Raw genomic sequence first — 18244 nt, forward strand, 5'->3', positions numbered from 1 at the left:
AATTCTTATGTTTCCCATCATTGCGCTGGGCTGGCTCTACGTTGCCCTGATGCTGGCTGTTGGCTCAGGCTCCGTCGTGGCTGGCATATTTGCCTTTCTAGGCTGGGGCGTCGTGCCGGTTGGCATCCTCTGGTATCTGTTCGCGCGCAAGCCCTCAACGCGTGAGAAGCCCACCGAGGACGCCCAGACCCCGTCTCACTCGCCGCCGCCAGACTGATCCAGCCAGATCAGGCTGGCCATACGGCCGGTCACGCCGTCACGGCGATAAGAGAAGAAGCGCGCCGCATCGGTCACCGTACAGATCCCGCCACCATATATGTTTGCTGCCGCGAGGCCGCCCGCACGCAAACGTTGCCGGGCCAGCTCGAAGATATCGGCCATCAGGCGATCACCCTTTCCCGGCCTGAACGCCGCCGCGGCCTGCGCATCCTTGTCCATGAAAGCTGCGCGCACCTCCGGCCCGACTTCGAAGTGTTCCGGCCCGATGGCAGGCCCCAACCAGGCCATCACCTCTTCAGGCGGAACCGCCATCGCCTGCAATGTACGTTCCAGCACGCCGGCACAGAGCCCGCGCCACCCCGCGTGAGCCGCTGCGACCACTTGTCCCGCCCGATCCGCAAACAGCACGGGGAGACAATCTGCGGTCATGACGGTACACACCCGCCCCGTACTGCGCGTCACAGCTGCATCCGCACAGCGAGAATCCGAATCCGCGCGCCAGACATCCGTGCCATGCACCTGGTCAAGCCAGACCGGTTCCGAGGGCAGAACCGCCATCACCAGGCGACGGTTTTCCGCGACGTGAGCAGGATCGTCTCCTACCTTGCCCCCCAGATTCAAGGCAGACCACGGCGCCGCACTGACGCCGCCCAGGCGCATCGTTGAAATGGCCCGGACCCGCGCCGGTGCAGGCCACTCAGGCTCAATCAGGGCGAGACTCAACCAAGGCTCCGCAATGTATCGATCAGCACCTGCATGTCTGCCGCCATCGGAATCTCCCATTGCAGGGACTGCCGGCTGACCGGATGAATGAGACCCAGCCGGAACGCGTGCAAGGCCTGTCGCTCAAAGCCTGTTGCCCCCGGCGGCATGGCGCGCTTCGCGGCATAGACCGGGTCGCCGACCAAAGGGTGGCCGATGTGGGTCATATGAACACGAATCTGGTGGGTACGTCCGGTATCCAGCGCACATTCAATCAAGGCCGTTTTTTCGAACTGCTCGACCACCTGGTAGTGCGTACGCGCCTCCTTACCCCCCTCGACCACCGCCATTCGCGTACGCTGGGTCGGATGGCGGGCAATGGACGCCTCGATCCAGCCCGATAGCTTGGGCCGACCCAGCACCACGGCCGAATAGTTGCGTTTGACTGTACGCGCCTGCAGCTGGCGCACCAGATCAGTCTGCGCAATCAGGCTGCGCGCCACTACCATGAGACCCGAGGTGTCCTTGTCCAGGCGATGAACGATGCCGGCACGCTGCAAGCCCCGCAGTTGCTCGTCGTGCGCCAGCAAGGCGTTCTGCAGGGTGCCCGCAGGATTGCCGCTGCCCGGATGCACGACCAGCCCGGCCGGCTTATTGACCACGATGATGTGTTCGTCCTCGAACACCACGTCGAGCGGGATGTCTTCCGGCGCGTCAGCCAGTTCGGTATCGCTTTGCGCGGGACGCACCTCCAGGGCTTCGCCACCCACCACCCGATAGCGCGTGTCGGTCATCACGGCGCCATTGAGGCTCACACGCCCCTCTCGAATCCATTCCTGGAGACGGCTGCGCGAATGCTCGCTGAGGATCCTGGCCAAAGCCGCGTCGAAACGCATCCCGCCCAACTCCAGGGGCAGCAGGCAGTTCACGTTCGGGGGCTGGGGGCTTCCGCTATAATCCGCGGTCTCTAAAGTCTGTGGTGTCGGCATGTTCAATTTCACCCTTCGCAGTGTACCGGTTGTCCTCGCCCTTTGCCTGACGCTGGGCCTGACCGCCTGCGCGACGAATGAACGCCTCAAGGGCGATACGCCGCAAAAGCTGTTTGATGAAGCCAAAGAACTGCAGACCGCGGGCTCCTGGGAACAAGCGATCAAGGGCTTCGAGCAGCTGGAGTCCACCTTTCCCTTTGGCCGCCATGCCCAGCAAGCACAGCTGGAGATCGCCTACACCTATTACCGGATGCAGGAATATGCGTCCACCGTGGCGGCCTGCGACCGCTTCCTGAAGCAATACCCCAACCATGCAGCGGCGGACTATGCCTTGTATCTGAAGGGTGTAGCGACACAAATCGAGGAAGACCGTTTCTTCGCCCTGTTCTTCGAGCGTGACCTCGCAGGCCTTGATCAAGCGGCTACACGCGAAGCCTTCGAAGTCTTCAAGACTTTGGTCACGCGTTTCCCCGACAGTATTTACGCTCCCGAGTCACGCGAACGCATGGAAAAAATATCCAACGCGCTGGCCCGGGGTGATCTGAGTGTTGCCCGCTACTACTACCGGCGTGGCGCTGTGCTGGCGGCAGCCAACCGGGCCAAATCTGTCATGACTACGCACCCCGACTCGCCAGTCGTTGAAGAGGCACTGGCTATCCTGATGGCAAGCTACAAGCAGATGGGGCTTGATGACTTGCGTCGCGATGCTGAGCGCGTACTGCGACTCAACTACCCACAAAGCGCCTGGCTGTCTCGCGAGTACAAAGCGCCGAGCTGAGCCCCCCTCGTTCCACTTGCCTATTTTCACTGGCTGATTTGTGGCGCATTACGCGCCACGGGGTCCGCATGCAGATCCATCACGACATCTCATCCCTGCGCGCAGCACTGCGCACCGCTGACCGCGTCGCCTTTGCCCCCACCATGGGCAACCTGCATGCCGGGCACGTCAGCCTCATGCAGCAGGCACATGACCATGGTGATTGCGTTGTCGCCAGCATCTTCGTCAATCGACTGCAATTCGGGCCGCGCGAAGACTTCGACAAGTACCCGCGCACCTTCGAGGCCGACTGCGACAAGCTGCGCGCCGCCGGAGTCCATCACCTGTTCGCTCCGGATGAAAGGGTGCTCTACCCCAATCCGCAGCAGTATTTCGTGCAGCCTGCCCGCGCACATGACAGCATCCTTGAGGGCGCCTCGCGTCCCGGTCACTTTCAGGGCGTCGCGACCGTCGTCACCAAGCTGTTCAATATCGTGCAACCAGACGTAGTCTTGCTCGGAAAAAAGGACTATCAGCAGCTGATGGTGATCCGCCACCTCGTGCGCGAACTCAACATGCCCATCGACGTCGTTGGCTGTGACACCGTGCGCGCCGACGATGGCCTCGCACTGTCGTCGCGTAATGGCTACCTTTCCCCGGCCGCGCGCGCCGAAGCGCCGCGCCTGTATGCCCAGCTTCAGGGTATCGCCACCGCCATCAAGGCCGGTGAGCAGGATTTTGCCAAGCTTGAGAAAATGGCCTGCGATGTGCTTGCTGCACAGGGCTGGCAACCGGATTACATCAGCGTCCGCCGGCAGGTGGATCTTTTGCCACCGACTGTCGGGGATGACCTTGTCGTCGTGGCGGCAGCACGTCTCGAAACAACACGACTGATCGACAATCTGGAAATTGTCTGATCTGTGCAGAACTACACTGACAGCGGGCAATGAACCCGTTGCAATGCGAGCATCCTGAAAGTGCCAAAGTCCGGTAGATGCTAGCCGGCAGAAGAAGCGCCGACCGGGTATCGAAAAAAGGAGCGACGCTGTGCAGTACGACAGCTCGGGCATGGGCATGAGACTGGACTACCGGGAGGTGTGGGCGGCACCGCTTTGGCGCGCACTGGCGCTGGCCTGCGGCCTGATCACGTCTATCGCCCACGCACAGGGCGAGGACCTGCCGCTGGCCATTGCCCCGCATCTGGACGCTCACGCTCCGGCCGCTGGATCGGCCCCTGTCGCGCAGGCGGAACACGCCACGCCGGTCGTACTGCAGTTGAGCGCCCAACTCGCTCAACCCGTCGACAACGCCCCTCCGGCCGATAAGGTCAACCCTGTGGCAGCGCCAGCAACGCCGCCAGCACCCAGTGGGCGCGGGCTATGGACCTTCACTTTCTGGTTCGCCCTGCTGTTGCTGATAGGCATTGCCGCGCGCGACAGCATGCGCGTGATGCTGCAGATCCTCTGGCAGCCCGCGCCCCCGCGCGCGCGCCTGCCCTATGCCAGCTGGCCGAGCATTTGCCTGAGCTTCAGTGCCAACGACGCCGAGTCACTGGAGCAGACTCTGTGGCGCATTCGCGACCTCGACTACCCGCCAGAACGCTTGCTGGTCGTGGCGCTGATCGACATGGCGTCGGAGAGCGCGCTCGCCACGCTGAAGGCAGCTCGCCCACAGATGCGCAGTGAGGTCATAGCCAGCCCCCTGGACACGCAACTTGAGCCGGTACGTCAGTGTTTCGCAGCGGGCCTGCAACACGGACGCGGCGACATCGTGATGACCATTCCGGCTGGAGAGCCCATCGACAGCCAGTCACTCAAGCAAGCCGCCGAAGCTTTCCTCGATCCGACCCTCGGAGCGCTGCTTGGCTATCTGCCGCCAGGCACACCAGGCGACCAGGGCATCGCCGCGCGCCTGGGGCGGCTGCAACGTCGTGCCACCACCCAGCTGGACCTGCCCCCACCACAGAGCGTCCCACCCGGCACAGGTCTGGTCGCCATCCGGCGTGGCTGCGTCCAGTCAGCCAGCATCGACCCGACCCTGCCGAATGGCACGCTGTCCGTACTGCTCGATATCGAAGCCGCAGCGTGGCGTATCAGCCTGCAACCAGCCCAGATCGCTGCCGGCGCGCCGATGCAGGACTGGGACAGCCGTGCCAAATGGTTGCGCCGCCGCGCCCGCGCCCGCATCGAGAGCAACGCCGCCGTGCGCCTTTTCGGTCTGCTTCGCCATGGCCGTTTTGCCGGGGAACCCGGTCCCATGCTGACCCTGCTGTGGATCGCTGTGCTGCTTGCCTCTCTATTGCGCTTCTTCATGGGCGACATCTTCTCCGCCGCCATCGGTCTGGCAGCCTGCATGGCATGTGCTTTCGGCGTTGAAGCGCGCCCGGCCTCGCTGCTGGCACTGGGCATATTGCTGCGGACAACGGGACGCAACCCTGCTGCCATTCTGTCGGCATTCGCACCGGTGGTTTTCCTGCACGACCTGCAAGTCACCTTGCGACAGACCATTCGCAGTGTCATGACACGGCTGCGCCCCGGTAAAGCCACCGCCACGGCCCGAGCGTCCGAACTCGGCGCACCGTCGGTTACGACGCACTGAGGCCAGCCCATGCACGTCTCGTTCGCCTCCCTGCTGTTCGTGCCGCTGGCGCTGGCCGTATTGTTGTGCCCGCTTTGGCCCGTATGGCGGCAATGGCAATTCCCGCGTCGCGAAACCCCGCGTACAACCGAAGCGCACACCGAATGGAACGAAGACGCACTTGATGCTTTGCAAAGCACACAGATTGCCTTCGCCGAGCTGCTGGCCGTTGCGGAGCGTGACGGCGTGGTACGCGGCGCGGGCGAAGATGGCATCCCTTTCCTTGTGCTCGGCCCCAAGGATTATCTGTCTGGCCAGCTGCCGTCCAATGTCACGCGACTACGCATGCAGGTCGTCGCAGCACGTCACCTCGATGTGCCCGGCGAGCTGCTTTGTGACCGGTTGATGTTCGCGCGTAACCGCCTGAACATCGCGCACAACGCCATCGTGAAAACAGCACTTGCCGGCCGCGATGCCACCATTGGCCCCCGCGCCCGCGTGCGCCGCTGGCTGCATGCCGAGTCGCGCGTCGATGCGGCAGAAGGTGCCGTGCTGGGTGGCTGCTGCAGCGCCGGGCACGAAATCACCCTGGCTCGTCGCGTACGCTTCGAACAAGTTCTTGCGCCGACCATCCGTTTCGGCAAAACCGAGACGCCGCGCACCCCTGTCGTCCCGGTGCAATACATTCTCATGCAACCACCCGCCAACGCTTTTGTGCCCGGCGATGGACGCTGGATCATCAATGGCGACATGAGCGTTCCGCCCGGCCACCGCGTTAACGCCCATCTCGTCGTGCGCGGCAACCTGCTGGCGGGAACCGGTGCCTTCCTGCGTGGAAATGTGCGGGTCATGGGGGACTTCGTCATGCACCACGACGCCCGCTGCGGCTCGGCTGTCATCTGCGATGGCGACATGCAGACCGGTGAGTGCTGCCAGATCGGGGGGCCGCTGATTGTTGAAGGGGGATTGCAGATCGGCGCACAAAGCGAAATCGGCAGCCTCGCACAACCCAGCTCGGTCAGTGCGCGCAATCTGCGCGTCAATGAAGGTGTCGTGATTCACGGCGCCGTTCAGGCCAAGCGCCGCGGCGAAGTGGTCAACGATTCCAACCGGGGGCAACAGGCATGAGCAAGCCGCTAACGCCCCTGCCCGGCTCCTCGCGCATGCCGAATAGCCGACTCTTTTCTACACGCCGGCGACAACCACGTCCCAATAGTCAGGCACTGCCGTCACGCATCCTGCACGCTGTGCTGATGGGCTGCTTTGTCAGCCTGGTAGTGTGGCTGGCGCTGGCACCGCTGAGCCTCGCTTTTGCCGACATCGTCATCCAGGGGGCCGGGTTGCTCGACCTGCCCGCCATGCTCCAGCAGGAACCACTCAACATGGGCGGCAATGTCGTTCTGACCCGCTTCGGCCTGGCCGATGAGCCGATGGCCGTCAGCAGCTCTGACCTCATGCTCCATGTGCTGGGCATTGCCGTCCTGCTGATCGCCGGCAGCCGCCTGCGGCGCGTGCCGGTTCGCCATGCAGTGTTTGCCGTCTGCGCGCTGCACCTGCTGGGCACTGGCGTGGCATGGCTGCAGGGCGATGCCTTTCCGCACAACATGCTGACGCATACTCGCCTGGTGGCCGACACGAACCTGCTGTGGCTGGCATTAAGCCCGATCATGCTGACTCTCGGCTTCTACGTTGTCGAGCGCAGCTGGGTGAATCGCGTGTTGGCCACGGCCCTGTTTATCGGCTGGCAGATTGTGGCCCTGCCGCTCAAGGTGCTGTTGTCCGCCGTGCTGATCCAGGCGCTGACCCCCGCCGTCATTCCCTTGCTGTTCGTCGCAACAGGCCCGATGCTGGACGTGCTGTTGATGGCCGCGCTTTACGCCTGGTGCATGACCTGGCCCCTGCTGCAGCTAGACGAGCGTGGCAGACTGGCGACGCGGCCCGACCTGCAGGTCAGTCCTCCAAAGTAAGGATCGACGCGCCTTCCTCGGCCGTGCTGACCACCGCACGCAAGCTGCCGAACAATTCGCGCCCCATGCCGAACTGTGGTGCTGCGATGGCGAACGTCGCCGGTGTCCGAGCGGCGAACTCGGCAGCATCTACCTCGATACGCAGCGCACCGGTCTCGGCATCCAGTTCGATGATGTCGCCATCCCGCACGCGCGCCAAAGCACCACCCGCAGCGGCTTCGGGGCTGACGTGTATCGCTGCCGGCACCTTGCCCGACGCGCCGGACATGCGGCCGTCAGTCACCAGCGCCACCTTGAAGCCTTTGTCCTGCAAATTGGCCAGCGTCGGCGTGAGTTGGTGCAGCTCGGGCATTCCGATGGCCTTGGGGCCCTGGAAGCGCAGCACAGCGATGAAGTCGCATTCGAGCTGCTTCGCCTTGGCGGCCTTGAGGAAGTCATCCTGGCTCTCGAAAACCTTTGCCGGCGCCTTGACGTAACGGTGCTCCGGCTTGACGGCCGACACCTTGATGACCGCGCGGCCGAGGTTGCCCTGCAAGAGGCGCAGGCCGCCATCGGCACTGAACGGCTTGCTGGCCGACGACAGCACCGACTCGTCACTGCTGGTCTTGACCGGCGCCCAGTGCAGCGCCGTACCTTCGAGGGCCGGGGCCGTAGCGTAGGGACGCAGGCCCTGACCCACGACGGTCAGCACGTCTTCGTGCAGAAGACCCGCATCGAGCAGTTCGCCGATCAGATAGGCCATGCCACCTGCGGCATGGAACTGATTCACGTCGGCCTTACCGTTCGGATAGACCTTGGCGAGCAGCGGCACGACATGCGAGAGCGCCTCGAAGTCACCCCAGTCGATGAGGATGCCTGCCGCACGCGCCATGGCGACAAGGTGCAGGGTGTGATTGGTCGAGCCGCCCGTGGCGAGCAGGCCGACAATGCCGTTGACGATGGCGCGTTCATCGACAACGCGGCCGATTGGCGCGAAGTCTGGCTTGCCGACCGTGATGTCGACGACGCGCTGGGCGGCGGCACGCGTCAGCGCTTCACGCAGCGGTGTGCCGGGCGACACGAAAGCAGCCCCCGGCAGGTGCAGGCCCATGATCTCCATGAGCATCTGGTTGCTGTTGGCCGTGCCATAGAAGGTGCAGGTGCCGGGCGCATGGTATGAGGCGGCTTCGCTCTCCAGCAGTGCGTCCTGCCCCACTTCGCCCGCCGCGTACTGCTGGCGCACCTTGGCTTTCTGGTCGTTGGAGATACCGGTCGGCATGGGGCCAGCGGGCACAAAGATGAAGGGGACGTGACCGAAGCGCAGCGCACCGATGACCAGCCCCGGCACAATCTTGTCGCACACGCCGAGACAGAGCCCTGCATCGAACATGTTGTGCGACATGCCGATGGCCGTGCTCATGGCGATCACGTCGCGCGAGAACAGCGACAACTCCATGCCCGGTTGGCCCTGCGTGATGCCGTCGCACATCGCCGGTACGCCGCCAGCGACCTGCGCCGTGGCGCCAACTTCACGCGCAGCCTTCTTGATGATTTCGGGGTAGGTCTCGAACGGTTGATGCGCAGACAACATGTCGTTGTACGCCGTAACGATACCGATGTTCGGCGCCTTCACCGTCTTGATTCGGAACTTGTCCTCGGCCGGGCTGGCAGCGAAGCCGTGCGCCAGATTCGTGCAGCCGAGCTGACCACGATAGGGCGAGCCGGGAATCGCAGCGTCCAGCCGTGCCAGATAGCGCGCACGCCGCTCACGGCTGCGGTCAATGATGGCTTGGGTGGCTGCGGCTAGCTTGGCATGGACAGGCATTTAGAACCTCGACGGTAAAGGTGGCAATCATCAACGGAAGCGAAGGCTGTGCCATAGCTTACGCCTTGTGCGCGAACCTGTTGCATGGCAGCACTCCCTGATTCGACAGCCGCACGGCTGGTGGTAAATTGCCGCACCTGTCCGTCCACATCTGACGGATTCACTCACAGGCCTCGACACCATGCAATCCGCCCATTTCTCCGATCTCAAGAACAAGCGCGTCCTCATTACCGGCTCCACCATGGGCATCGGACTGGCAGCAGCCAAAGCTTTTGCCGCGCAAGGCGCCAAGGTCGGCCTGAATGGCCGCCGCGCGCCGGAAGAACTTGATGGCTTGCTCACAGGCCTGCGCGCCAATGGCGGTGATGCAGCATTCTTCGCGGCGGACCTGTCAGATTCGGCCGCTTGCGACAAGCTGGTTGCCGACTTCGTTGCGCGCTTCGGCGGCATTGATGTGCTCATCAACAACGCCGGCGGCCTCGTTGCCCGCAAGCCGCTGCCCGACATTGACGACGCGTTCTTCGACGCGGTGCACGATCTGAACATGCGCTCGGTGCTGATGACCACGCGCGCCGCACTGCCTCATCTGAGCGCGTCGGCAAAAGCGTCAGGGCAGAGCAGTGCTGTCATTTCGGTCGGCTCGATTGCCGGCCACACCGGCGGCGGCCCGGGCGCCTCGCTCTATGGCGCTGCCAAGGCCTGGCTGCATAACATCCACAAAAACTGGGTCGATTACCACACCGACGACGGCATCCGCTTCAACATCGTCTCGCCGGGCACGGTCGATACGGCGTTCCACGCTGACAAAACCGAAGAAGTGCGCCAGCGCATCAGCGCCGGCATTCCCATGGGACGCTTCGGCAAAGCCGAAGAAATGGCCCCCGCCTTCCTGTTCTTTGCCTCGCATGCCTGCAGCGGCTACATCACGGGACAGATTCTCGATGTGAATGGCGGGCAGTTCATGCCCTGATCGCCGCCTGAATGGTGCCTTCCGCCGCCGTAGCGGGCTCTCGGCCCGCACGGAATCACGGCATCGCTTCCTGGTACGGAAAATCTGCCCCGCAGACTCCGCCGCCCCGGCTCAAGCCCTGACAAAATTTTCCGGATACCAAACATGCAACGCCTCGCCCCCCTATTCCTGCTCTTGCTCGCCGCAAACGCCAGTGCCGCTGTCGGCGGTTACGCACAAGCCACCGGTGGCGGAAATGCCAAGCCGATCGTGGTCCGTGACAAGTACGAAATGCAGGACGCGATCAACGAGTACGCCGGCGCCGGCGGGCTGGTGCTGCTCTACACCGGCAAGTTCGATGCAGCCCCCATTCTGGCCGACGTCTGCAGGCAATGGCGCAAACCCACCATTGAACTGGTCATCCACGACAAGCGAGACATCACCATCCTCGGTGCAGACGGCTCCACCGCCAATTTCGGCATCCGCATCAAAGGCTTCGCCAGCAACATCATCGTGCGCAACATGAGCATCGGCCTTGTGCCGGGAGGCGCGAACAACGGCGACGCCATCGGCATCGAGGGGCGCGCGAACCACATCTGGATCGATCACAACGAGCTCTACAGCCAGCGCATCCATTGTCCCGATACGCCGGGCGACGACACGACCTTCGACGGCTTGCTCGACATCCGCGACAACGTCGACAACATCACCATCTCTTACAACTACATCCACGACCACGACAAGGTCGGCCTCAATGGTTCCAGTGATCGCGATACCCCAGACCGCCACATCACCTACGCCCACAACTGGTACCGCAACGTCGGCCAGCGCCTGCCCCTGCAACGTGGCGGTTTCGCCCACATCTACAACAACTACTACGACGGTATCGCCGAGCACGGCATCAATGTGCGCATGGGGGGCCAGGCCCTCATCGAAGGCAACTGGTTCGAGAACGCCCGTAATCCCGTTACCTCGCGCCTGAGCCCGAAAACCGGCGACTGGGAGCTGCGCGACAACAACATCGCCTCACCCGCCGACTTCGAGCGATTCAACATCACCTGGAGTCCTGTGCGCAGCGGCCCCAGCCGCGACGCCACCGACTGGGCCAGCACCATCCAGTTCCCGCAGCCCCTGCCCTATGCCTACACAGCGCAACCTTCAGCCCTGGTGAAATGTCTGGCCATGGCGACGGCGGGTCCGGGCAAGCAGTTGGCTGAGGTGGATGCCGCCCTGCCAGGCTGCAAAACCGCACGCTAAGCCCGGCCTGACACTGTCGCATTGCCTCGCTCATCAAGGGCTGGCGCGGACATCACCTGCTCGCTGCACTGCGAGATTGTCAATCCGGCTGTTCTATCCCACACTACATCAGCTTGCCCAAGGGGCGCAGACCCCGGCATGCCAATGCGCCGTCACCGCGGCGCAACAAAACCCATAGATTCAGGAGACAACCCATGAAGTCGATGCATCTCAAACATGCAGCGGTATTCGCTGCGCTTGCCGCAAGCAGTCTCGTTCACGCAGCCGTTCCCGGCTTTGCCACCGCGACCGGCGGCGGCAACGCCACTCCCGTCGTTGCCAGCAGCCTGTCTGCCATCCAGAGCGCCATTGACAGCTACTCCGGCACTGGCGGCCTCGTCATCCAGTACACCGGCACGTTCGACCCCGCTCCGATCCTCGCCAACATCTGCGGTCAATGGAGCAAGGCCAAGCAGGAAGTGTCGATCAGCGGCAAGAGCAACATCACCATCCTTGGCGCCAACGGGTCGTCGGCCAACTTCGGCATCCGCATCAAGGGTTCGTCGAGCAACATCATCGTGCGCAACATGACCATCGGACTGCTGCCCGGCGGCGCCAGCGATGGTGACGCCATCGGCATCGAAGGCACGGCCAACAACATCTGGATCGACCATAACGAGCTCTACAGCCGCAACTACAAATGCGCCGGTACGCCAGGCGACGACACGACGTTCGACGGCCTCATCGACATCAAGTCCGGCGCCACCAACATCACCGTCTCTTACAACTACATTCACGACCACGCGAAGGTCTCGCTGGGTGGCTCCAGCGACAGCGACGTCTCCACCGTTCGCCGCGTCACCTGGGCCTACAACCGCATCGAGAACATCCAGGAGCGCGGCCCCTTCAACCGTGGCGGGCTCTATCACCTGTACAACAACTACTACAACCAGATCCTGGGCAGCGGCATCAATGCGCGCGTCAACAGCAACAACCTGATCGAGGGCAATTACTTCGAGAACTCGGTCAATCCTGTGGTGGCGCGCTACAGCAGCGTCATCGGCTACTGGGATCTGCGTAACAACAACATCCTGAGCCCCTCGGACTTCGGCGCCTATGGCATTACCTGGACGGTAGACAGCGACACCAAGAAGAACGCGGACGACTGGACAACAACCAAGCCCTTCCCCATCGCCCTGCCCTATACCTACACCGTGCAACCGGCGCTGAAGGTCAAGTGCATCACGCTGGCTGCGGCGGGTGCCGGCAAAGGCCTGAAGGAAGCTGCCGACGTGGTGGGTAGCTGCGGCACGTCTTCGTCTTCCAGCAGTGCCACCTCGTCATCGTCCAGCAGCGTCGCTTCGTCCAGTAGCTCCAGCGCCGTGTCGTCATCGAGCAGCAGCTCGATATCCAGCAGCGCGCCGAGCAGCTCGTCCTCATCCAGCGTCAGCTCGACACCAACCGGCACCAACCTCGCCCTGAGCGGCAGCGCCACGGCATCCGGTCAATCGGGCAGCAGCCGCACCGCCGCCATGGCCAAGGATGGCAACGTCGCGACGCGCTGGGAAGCGAGCAACAGCAGCCCCGGCAGCTGGCTGAGCATCAACTTCAGCTCGGCCAGGACGGTGAGCAGCGTCACCCTGCGTGAGTACCTGTCGCGCGTCACTGGCCACCGCGTGGAGTACCTGAGCGGTTCAAGCTGGGTCACGCTGGGCAGCGGCTCAAGCATCGGAGCCGCCAAGAGCTACAGCTTCACGCCGGTCAGCACCACGGCCATCCGTGTCTACTTCACCGGCGCTTCGGGCCAGCCCTCGATCACCGAGTTCGAGGTGTACTGAGTCAGGCTGCAGCAGTAAAAACAAACGGCGCCCGCGGGCGCCGTTTGTTTTTGCAAGCAAAGCGATCAGGCTTTCTTGGTCCCGACTATCTCCATGGCTGCGGTAATCAGGCCCGCCATGTTGCCCATGTCAGCCGGCACGACCACGGTATTGCCTGCCTTGGCGATGTTTCCGAAAGATGAGACGTACTGCTCGGCAACCTTCAGCTGGATGGCCTTTTCACCCCCCTCGGTCTGGATGGCCGCTGCGATGGAACGGATCGCAGTGGCCGTTGCTTCCGCCACCAGCTTGATGGCTTGCGCCTCGCCCTCGGCGCGATTCACGGCCGCCTGGCGCTCACCGTCCGAAATCATCACGGCCGACTTCTGCTCACCCTCGGCCTTGTTCATGGCCTCCTGGCGCTGACCTTCCGAGCGTGCAATCAAGGCACGCTTCTCGCGCTCGGCCTTGATCTGCAGTTCCATCGCATGAAGGATGCTTTCGGGCGGCGTGATGTCCTTGACCTCGTAACGCAGCACTTTCACACCCCAGGCGCCGGACGCTTCATCGAGCGCCGACACCACGGCCTGGTTGATCTCGGTACGCGCCTCCAGCAGACGGTCCAGCTCACGCTTGCCCGCCTCCGAACGCAGCATGGTCTTGGCCAGTTGCTCGATGGCGAACTCGTAGTTGGCGGTGCCGTACGAAGCAAGCTGCGGATCCGTCACCTGGTAATACAGAATGCCGTCGATCTGCACCTGCGTGTTGTCACGGGTGATACAGGTCTGCGGTGCGACATCCATCGGCACTTCCTTGATCGAGTGCTTGTAGGCCACGCGATCAATGAAAGGCACGAGGAAATGCAGTCCCGCATCCAGTTGCTCGTTGAACTTGCCAAGGCGTTCGATGATGAACACCGTCTGCTGCGGCACGATGCGGACCGCGCGCACCACAAAGATGAAAGCGATGATCAGCAAACCGAGGGCGAGGAAGGATACATTCGTCATACGTCGTTACTCCCGTCTGTGTCAGCCTGGAAATCCGGCCCTGCTCCGGGCCATGGCGTCAGGTAGCGCCAGTCAGTTCTTCAGTGAGAGGCCGACTTCCAGCACATTGCCCTGGCGGCCCAGCACCTCAAGCTTTTCTCCCACCATGGCCGAAGTCGGGCCATTGGCATCCCACTCCGTGCCGCGCCAGCGCACGCGCAGCTTGCCCGGCACGATCACCTGCGCCACCTCGACATTGCCGCCACCCAGGTTCTGCGGCATGGCCGCAGCCGGCTCCGGTTTGAAACGGCGAACAAACAGGGCACCGAGCACGCCAACCAGCGCAGCACCAACGCATTGCCAGCTCAGATCGAAACTGTTCCAGGCCAGGGCCGCGCCAGCCGCACCTGCAATGCCGATGACCAGCAGGTACAGCGTACCCGTCATCATTTCCGCCACGATGGCGCCAACCGCCACCACCAACCAGAAAAGCGTCATGCACATCTCCTCTCGGGCAGCCGGAATGGCTGCGTGGCGGAGATTATCCCAGCGCCGTGACCGCTCGGGGGTACACTCGGGCAAATGGATGCACATGATCAATCCGCCAGCACGGATCACACCGCCTCGGCGGAACAGCCCTTCGCCTCGCTGACGCCGTCAGCCCTGCTCGATGCGATCGATAGTCTGGGCCTGCGTACCGACGGGCGTCTGCATGCGCTGAATAGTTTCGAGAACCGCGTCTACCAGGTTGGCATCGAAGCAGACGACGGATCGACAGCCCCGATGCTGATTGCCAAGTTCTATCGCCCGGGGCGCTGGAGTGATGCGGCGATACGCGAAGAGCACCGCTTTACCCACCAATTGGCTGACGCAGAAATCCAGGTTGCCGCGCCGCTGGCCTTCGGAGACGAAACCCTGCATCACGTGGGCGATTTCCGCTTTGCGCTCTATCCCCGCCTGCGTGGCCGTCCACCTGAACTCAGCGATCTCGACGCGCTCACCTGGATGGGTCGCTTCATAGGTCGCATTCATGCTGTCGGCGCACGTTCGACTTTTCGCGAACGCCCAGCGCTAAGCCTCACACGCTTTGGCGATGAACCGCTGCAATGGCTGAACACACAGGATCTGGTGCCGCCCGAGTTGCGCGAAGCCTGGCGCATCACCGCCGAACGTGCCTTGCAGGTTGCGCGGCTTCGCTTTGCCGATGCCGGCGAGCTACGCACGCTGCGCATCCATGGTGATTGTCACGCTGGCAATATCCTGTGGGCTGATGACGGCCCATGGTTCGTCGACTTCGATGACTGCTGCAGCGGTCCTGCGGTGCAGGACCTGTGGCTGCTGCTGTCAGGCGAGCGCGAAGCGATGTCACTGCAGCTAGGTGCCGTACTACGCGGCTATCGCCAGTTCCACGATTTCGATCTGCGTGAGCTGGGGCTCATCGAAGCGCTTCGCACTTTGCGCCTCATCCACTATGCGGCATGGATCGGCCGCCGCTGGCACGACCCTGCCTTTCCGATTGCGTTTCCATGGTTTGGCTCGGCACGCTACTGGCAAGACCGCATCCTTGAACTCAAGGAGCAGATTGCCGCAATGGAAGAAGAGCCGCTGCAGCCGGCGGATCCGGCATGAAAACCAGCAAGGCAGCGAAACCATTGCCTTGCCCCTGTGGCAGCGTGAGCTATGCAGACTGCTGCGGCCGCTATCACGCCGGCGACGCAGCGCCGAGCGCCGAGGCCCTGATGCGCTCGCGTTACAGCGCTTACGTGCTGCGGCTGTCGCCCTATCTCATGGCTACCTGGCATCCGGACACCCGGCCTGCGTCGCTGGATCTTGATGAAGACGCCTGCCAGTGGATCGGTCTTCAGGTGCTCTCACATGCGCGGCAGGATGACAGCCGTGCAACCGTTGCCTTCGTCGCCCGATATCGCATCAATGGCCGCGCCCATCGGCTCAGCGAGCTCAGCCGATTCGTGAGGCAGGATGGGCGCTGGCTCTACGTCGACGGGGATACGGGCAGCTGAGTCGGAAAGCTGCTTCGGACGGCTGGGCCGCGCGGGCTGAAGTCCCCTCCGGGAACACCCTCATTGCAGTGCACCATCCGCAGACCATACTGAAAAATCGTCCCAACCGAGGCATACCCATGGGTTCAAGCAGCGCCTTGCCGCGGGCCTACCTGCGTCACCCTGCGGACATCCCGATCGAGATCCGTGCCCAACCCATTCTTGAAGCCGCCCCCCGTCGCCTCAAGGATGTCGGCATGGGCGGCCTGGCTTGTCGCTCGGACAAGGCACTGGAGGTCGGCACGCCGGTCGAAGTCAGCATTGAACTCGTCACGCCCCCCTTCACCGCCGAGGGACGTGTTGCCTGGTGCAAGCGCTGCGGCACGCATCATGAAGTCGGCATCCAGTTCACGAATGCCGACGACGCATTTGCGGCGCGCATGGTGGAGCAGGTCTGCCACATCGAGCAGTACCGGCAAGATGCCCTGCGTTGCGAGGGGCGGGTGATCGACGGACGCACGGCTGCTCTGGAGTGGATAGACCAGCACGCCGCAAATTTTCCGTCCGTGTCGGAATTCAAATACGACTAGCGCCGCCTCAGCGTGCGGGCCCCGCGCTCAGACCTTGAACTGATGCACGGTCTCGTTCAGTGCATTCATGGCCGAGCGGGTCTGTTCGATCAGTCGGTCAAGCGACTCCGCATCATGGCTGGCCTCATGCACATCCCGGCTGACTTGCTCGATGATGCGCGCAACCTCGTTCTGCGTACTGCGCTGAGCCGCAAGTGCATCGCGAATACCGTGCATGCCGGCAACCACGTTGGCTGCCGCCACGGGGATCTCAGCCACTGAGCGCGCCGAGCTGGAAGCACGCTCTATCCCTGCCGTGACCGAACTGACACCGTTCTCGACACCACGAACGGCGTTTTCGCTTGCAGCACGTATTTGCTCGATGCGAGAGAAAATCTGATCCGTCGAGTTGCTGGTGCGCTCGGCAAGCTTGCGTACTTCGTCAGCCACCACGGCGAAGCCACGGCCCTGCTCGCCCGCACGCGCCGCTTCGATGGCAGCGTTGAGCGCCAGCAGGTTGGTCTGGTCGGCAATGTCACGAATCGCCGAGGCAACGCCGGAGATCTCGTTCGCCTCATGGGCCAGCGAGGTGATGATTGCGGCGATCTCTTTGACCGTATGTGCGAGGCTGTCGAACTCGCGGGTGCTGTTCGTCACGTCCTGCGCGCCAATCTGCGAGATCTTGCCGGCCTGCTCGGCGGCGCTGGCCGCCTCCGAAGCGTTTTCAGCGATCACGTTGATGCTCTCGGCGGATTCTTCAAAGCCGGCCATCGCACGTTGCATCAGGCTGCTCTGTGCGCCAGCGTTCGTGCGGACACGACCGGAAAGCGCACCGAGCTCCTGCATGTGCTTGTAGATGGTGCCTGCCGTACTGTGCGACTGCGACACGACAGCGCGCTGCCGCACGATAAGCTGGTTGAAGGCGTTAGCTACCTGCTGCACTTCCTCGCAGCCCACCTCGCCAAGCGTGATGGAAAGATTGCCGTCACGCGCGATACGCGTCGTATCCGCAGCCATACGCTGCAACGGCGGCACACTGGTCTGATAGACGCGCCAAGCCACCAGGCTGAGGATGCCCAGCGCGACGACCGCTCCCAGCCAGATCACGAAGCGTGCCTGGCTGACGGCCGATGCATTGGCCTGACTCTCGCTGGCCGCATAGGCCTCAATGGCCTTCGTCAGATCGCCGAGTCTGATCTCCAGCGCTTCAAAGTCATTCTGGAAGCGCTCCAGCTCCGCCGCGCTGTCTTTGTCCGGATTGGCCACGATGCGGCGTGCGGCCTCGAAGTAGCGCTGCAAGGTTGGCTTGGTGTCATTGGCGAGCTTGCGTGCTTCGGGAGGCAGGCGTTCAAGGTTGTCGTTGAACAGTTTTTCGAGGTCGCCCGCGTGCTCGTCCAGATCCTTGCGAGCCGCAGCAACGCCTTCCGGATTGCCTTGCTTGACAAAGAGGAGAACGGCCAGCACATCGGCACGTACGGCGTCGTGGTTCATGTCGACGTCCGCCTGTTGCTGCGTGATTCGGCCGGTATCGAGCAGCTTGTCGTTGGCGTCCAGCAGGCGCGAAATGTTGATCTGCGCAAGCACCGCAAGGACGAGAATGCCGCTCAGGGCACATATGGCAATCGTCAGCAACAGGCTGCGCAGCGAGAGGCTGGAACGGGTAGGCATGGAG

18 protein-coding genes are annotated in these 18244 nt (G+C 63.1%); 12 read left to right on the forward strand and 6 right to left on the reverse strand.

Annotation, left to right across the window (positions count from 1 at the left end; translation table 11 throughout):
- Nucleotides 1-7 precede the first annotated feature (7 nt).
- Entirely contained in the window at nucleotides 8-217 is a 210-nt protein-coding gene (locus ABEA02_RS15045) for a hypothetical protein (RefSeq protein WP_345533912.1), read from the forward strand.
- Here ABEA02_RS15045 and pgeF read toward each other — a convergent pair.
- Together pgeF and ABEA02_RS15055 are read right to left on the reverse strand one after the other, a co-directional pair.
- Entirely contained in the window at nucleotides 196-1002 is an 807-nt protein-coding gene (pgeF, locus tag ABEA02_RS15050; protein WP_345533913.1) for a peptidoglycan editing factor PgeF, read from the reverse strand. The two genes, ABEA02_RS15045 and pgeF, sit on opposite strands and share 22 nt — an antisense overlap.
- Complete coding sequence (locus ABEA02_RS15055) at nucleotides 939-1817, reverse strand: RluA family pseudouridine synthase (protein WP_345533914.1); 879 nt, start codon at nucleotides 1815-1817, stop codon at nucleotides 939-941. Before ABEA02_RS15055 ends, pgeF begins: the two co-directional genes overlap by 64 nt.
- 91 nt (nucleotides 1818-1908) lie before the next feature.
- Between ABEA02_RS15055 and ABEA02_RS15060 the strand changes: the two genes are divergently transcribed.
- From ABEA02_RS15060 to ABEA02_RS15080, 5 genes are all read left to right on the forward strand, one after another.
- The gene (locus ABEA02_RS15060; protein ID WP_345533915.1) at nucleotides 1909-2688 is read left to right on the forward strand and encodes an outer membrane protein assembly factor BamD; all 780 of its coding nucleotides are present in this window, start codon (nucleotides 1909-1911) and stop codon (nucleotides 2686-2688) included.
- A gap of 68 nt (nucleotides 2689-2756) precedes the next feature.
- Complete coding sequence (gene panC, locus ABEA02_RS15065; RefSeq protein WP_345533916.1) at nucleotides 2757-3584, forward strand: pantoate--beta-alanine ligase; 828 nt, start codon at nucleotides 2757-2759, stop codon at nucleotides 3582-3584.
- Nucleotides 3585-3714: 130 nt separating this feature from the next.
- Nucleotides 3715-5265 carry a glycosyltransferase family protein gene (locus tag ABEA02_RS15070; protein WP_345533917.1) on the forward strand — a complete coding sequence of 517 codons (1551 nt, stop codon included), beginning with the start codon at nucleotides 3715-3717 and terminating at the stop codon, nucleotides 5263-5265.
- Nucleotides 5266-5274: 9 nt separating this feature from the next.
- Nucleotides 5275-6372, forward strand: coding sequence for a hypothetical protein (locus ABEA02_RS15075; protein ID WP_345533918.1), 1098 nt, complete (start codon nucleotides 5275-5277; stop codon nucleotides 6370-6372).
- Nucleotides 6369-7211 (forward strand): hypothetical protein, encoded by an 843-nt coding sequence (locus tag ABEA02_RS15080; protein ID WP_345533919.1) that lies wholly within the window; start codon nucleotides 6369-6371, stop codon nucleotides 7209-7211. Before ABEA02_RS15075 ends, ABEA02_RS15080 begins: the two co-directional genes overlap by 4 nt.
- Here the strand turns inward: ABEA02_RS15080 and edd are convergent.
- A complete protein-coding gene (gene edd / locus ABEA02_RS15085; protein ID WP_345533920.1) occupies nucleotides 7195-9015 on the reverse strand; it encodes a phosphogluconate dehydratase in 1821 nt (606 codons plus the stop codon). The two genes, ABEA02_RS15080 and edd, sit on opposite strands and share 17 nt — an antisense overlap.
- A 181-nt stretch (nucleotides 9016-9196) precedes the next feature.
- On the opposite strand from edd, the gene ABEA02_RS15090 reads away from it, so the two are divergent.
- From ABEA02_RS15090 to ABEA02_RS15100, 3 genes are all read left to right on the forward strand, one after another.
- Nucleotides 9197-9985, forward strand: coding sequence for an SDR family NAD(P)-dependent oxidoreductase (locus ABEA02_RS15090; RefSeq protein ID WP_345533921.1), 789 nt, complete (start codon nucleotides 9197-9199; stop codon nucleotides 9983-9985).
- A 144-nt stretch (nucleotides 9986-10129) separates the two neighbouring features.
- Nucleotides 10130-11221, forward strand: a complete 1092-nt coding sequence (locus ABEA02_RS15095; protein ID WP_345533922.1) for a pectate lyase family protein — start codon at nucleotides 10130-10132, stop codon at nucleotides 11219-11221.
- Between the two features lie 194 nt (nucleotides 11222-11415).
- On the forward strand, nucleotides 11416-13038 hold the full coding sequence (locus tag ABEA02_RS15100) for a pectate lyase family protein (RefSeq protein ID WP_345533923.1): 1623 nt from the start codon (nucleotides 11416-11418) through the stop codon (nucleotides 13036-13038).
- 65 nt (nucleotides 13039-13103) lie between these two features.
- On the opposite strand, the gene ABEA02_RS15105 is transcribed toward ABEA02_RS15100, so the two are convergent.
- Nucleotides 13104-14024 carry an SPFH domain-containing protein gene (locus ABEA02_RS15105; protein WP_345533924.1) on the reverse strand — a complete coding sequence of 307 codons (921 nt, stop codon included), beginning with the start codon at nucleotides 14022-14024 and terminating at the stop codon, nucleotides 13104-13106.
- Nucleotides 14025-14096: 72 nt separating this feature from the next.
- Nucleotides 14097-14501, reverse strand: a complete 405-nt coding sequence (locus ABEA02_RS15110; RefSeq protein ID WP_345533925.1) for an NfeD family protein — start codon at nucleotides 14499-14501, stop codon at nucleotides 14097-14099.
- Nucleotides 14502-14585: 84 nt separating this feature from the next.
- Here ABEA02_RS15110 and ABEA02_RS15115 point away from each other — a divergent pair, with 84 nt between their 5' ends.
- The 3 genes from ABEA02_RS15115 (at nucleotide 14586) to ABEA02_RS15125 (ending at nucleotide 16593) form a co-directional block, all read left to right on the forward strand.
- Complete coding sequence (locus ABEA02_RS15115) at nucleotides 14586-15632, forward strand: serine/threonine protein kinase (RefSeq protein WP_345533926.1); 1047 nt, start codon at nucleotides 14586-14588, stop codon at nucleotides 15630-15632.
- Nucleotides 15629-16024 (forward strand): YchJ family protein, encoded by a 396-nt coding sequence (locus tag ABEA02_RS15120; protein WP_345533927.1) that lies wholly within the window; start codon nucleotides 15629-15631, stop codon nucleotides 16022-16024. Before ABEA02_RS15115 ends, ABEA02_RS15120 begins: the two co-directional genes overlap by 4 nt.
- A 119-nt stretch (nucleotides 16025-16143) precedes the next feature.
- Entirely contained in the window at nucleotides 16144-16593 is a 450-nt protein-coding gene (locus ABEA02_RS15125) for a PilZ domain-containing protein (RefSeq protein ID WP_345533928.1), read from the forward strand.
- A 27-nt stretch (nucleotides 16594-16620) separates the two neighbouring features.
- On the opposite strand, the gene ABEA02_RS15130 is transcribed toward ABEA02_RS15125, so the two are convergent.
- The gene (locus tag ABEA02_RS15130; RefSeq protein ID WP_345533929.1) at nucleotides 16621-18240 is read right to left on the reverse strand and encodes a methyl-accepting chemotaxis protein; all 1620 of its coding nucleotides are present in this window, start codon (nucleotides 18238-18240) and stop codon (nucleotides 16621-16623) included.
- Between the last annotated feature and the right edge of the window lie 4 nt (nucleotides 18241-18244).

Source organism: Viridibacterium curvum, assembly GCF_039544165.1.
Taxonomy (GTDB): Bacteria; Pseudomonadota; Gammaproteobacteria; order Burkholderiales; family Rhodocyclaceae; genus Viridibacterium; species Viridibacterium curvum.

Bases quoted from the DNA above. Each gene is read 5' to 3' on its own strand.
- ABEA02_RS15045 (WP_345533912.1), top strand. From the start codon at position 8: ATGTTTCCCATCATTGCGCTGGGCTGGCTCTACGTTGCCCTGATGCTG.
- pgeF (WP_345533913.1), bottom strand. From the start codon at position 1,002: ATGGGAGATTCCGATGGCGGCAGACATGCAGGTGCTGATCGATACATT.
- ABEA02_RS15055 (WP_345533914.1), bottom strand. From the start codon at position 1,817: ATGCGTTTCGACGCGGCTTTGGCCAGGATCCTCAGCGAGCATTCGCGC.
- ABEA02_RS15060 (WP_345533915.1), top strand. From the start codon at position 1,909: ATGTTCAATTTCACCCTTCGCAGTGTACCGGTTGTCCTCGCCCTTTGC.
- panC (WP_345533916.1), top strand. From the start codon at position 2,757: ATGCAGATCCATCACGACATCTCATCCCTGCGCGCAGCACTGCGCACC.
- ABEA02_RS15075 (WP_345533918.1), top strand. From the start codon at position 5,275: ATGCACGTCTCGTTCGCCTCCCTGCTGTTCGTGCCGCTGGCGCTGGCC.
- ABEA02_RS15080 (WP_345533919.1), top strand. From the start codon at position 6,369: ATGAGCAAGCCGCTAACGCCCCTGCCCGGCTCCTCGCGCATGCCGAAT.
- edd (WP_345533920.1), bottom strand. From the start codon at position 9,015: ATGCCTGTCCATGCCAAGCTAGCCGCAGCCACCCAAGCCATCATTGAC.
- ABEA02_RS15090 (WP_345533921.1), top strand. From the start codon at position 9,197: ATGCAATCCGCCCATTTCTCCGATCTCAAGAACAAGCGCGTCCTCATT.
- ABEA02_RS15095 (WP_345533922.1), top strand. From the start codon at position 10,130: ATGCAACGCCTCGCCCCCCTATTCCTGCTCTTGCTCGCCGCAAACGCC.
- ABEA02_RS15100 (WP_345533923.1), top strand. From the start codon at position 11,416: ATGAAGTCGATGCATCTCAAACATGCAGCGGTATTCGCTGCGCTTGCC.
- ABEA02_RS15105 (WP_345533924.1), bottom strand. From the start codon at position 14,024: ATGACGAATGTATCCTTCCTCGCCCTCGGTTTGCTGATCATCGCTTTC.
- ABEA02_RS15110 (WP_345533925.1), bottom strand. From the start codon at position 14,501: ATGACGCTTTTCTGGTTGGTGGTGGCGGTTGGCGCCATCGTGGCGGAA.
- ABEA02_RS15115 (WP_345533926.1), top strand. From the start codon at position 14,586: ATGGATGCACATGATCAATCCGCCAGCACGGATCACACCGCCTCGGCG.
- ABEA02_RS15120 (WP_345533927.1), top strand. From the start codon at position 15,629: ATGAAAACCAGCAAGGCAGCGAAACCATTGCCTTGCCCCTGTGGCAGC.
- ABEA02_RS15125 (WP_345533928.1), top strand. From the start codon at position 16,144: ATGGGTTCAAGCAGCGCCTTGCCGCGGGCCTACCTGCGTCACCCTGCG.
- ABEA02_RS15130 (WP_345533929.1), bottom strand. From the start codon at position 18,240: ATGCCTACCCGTTCCAGCCTCTCGCTGCGCAGCCTGTTGCTGACGATT.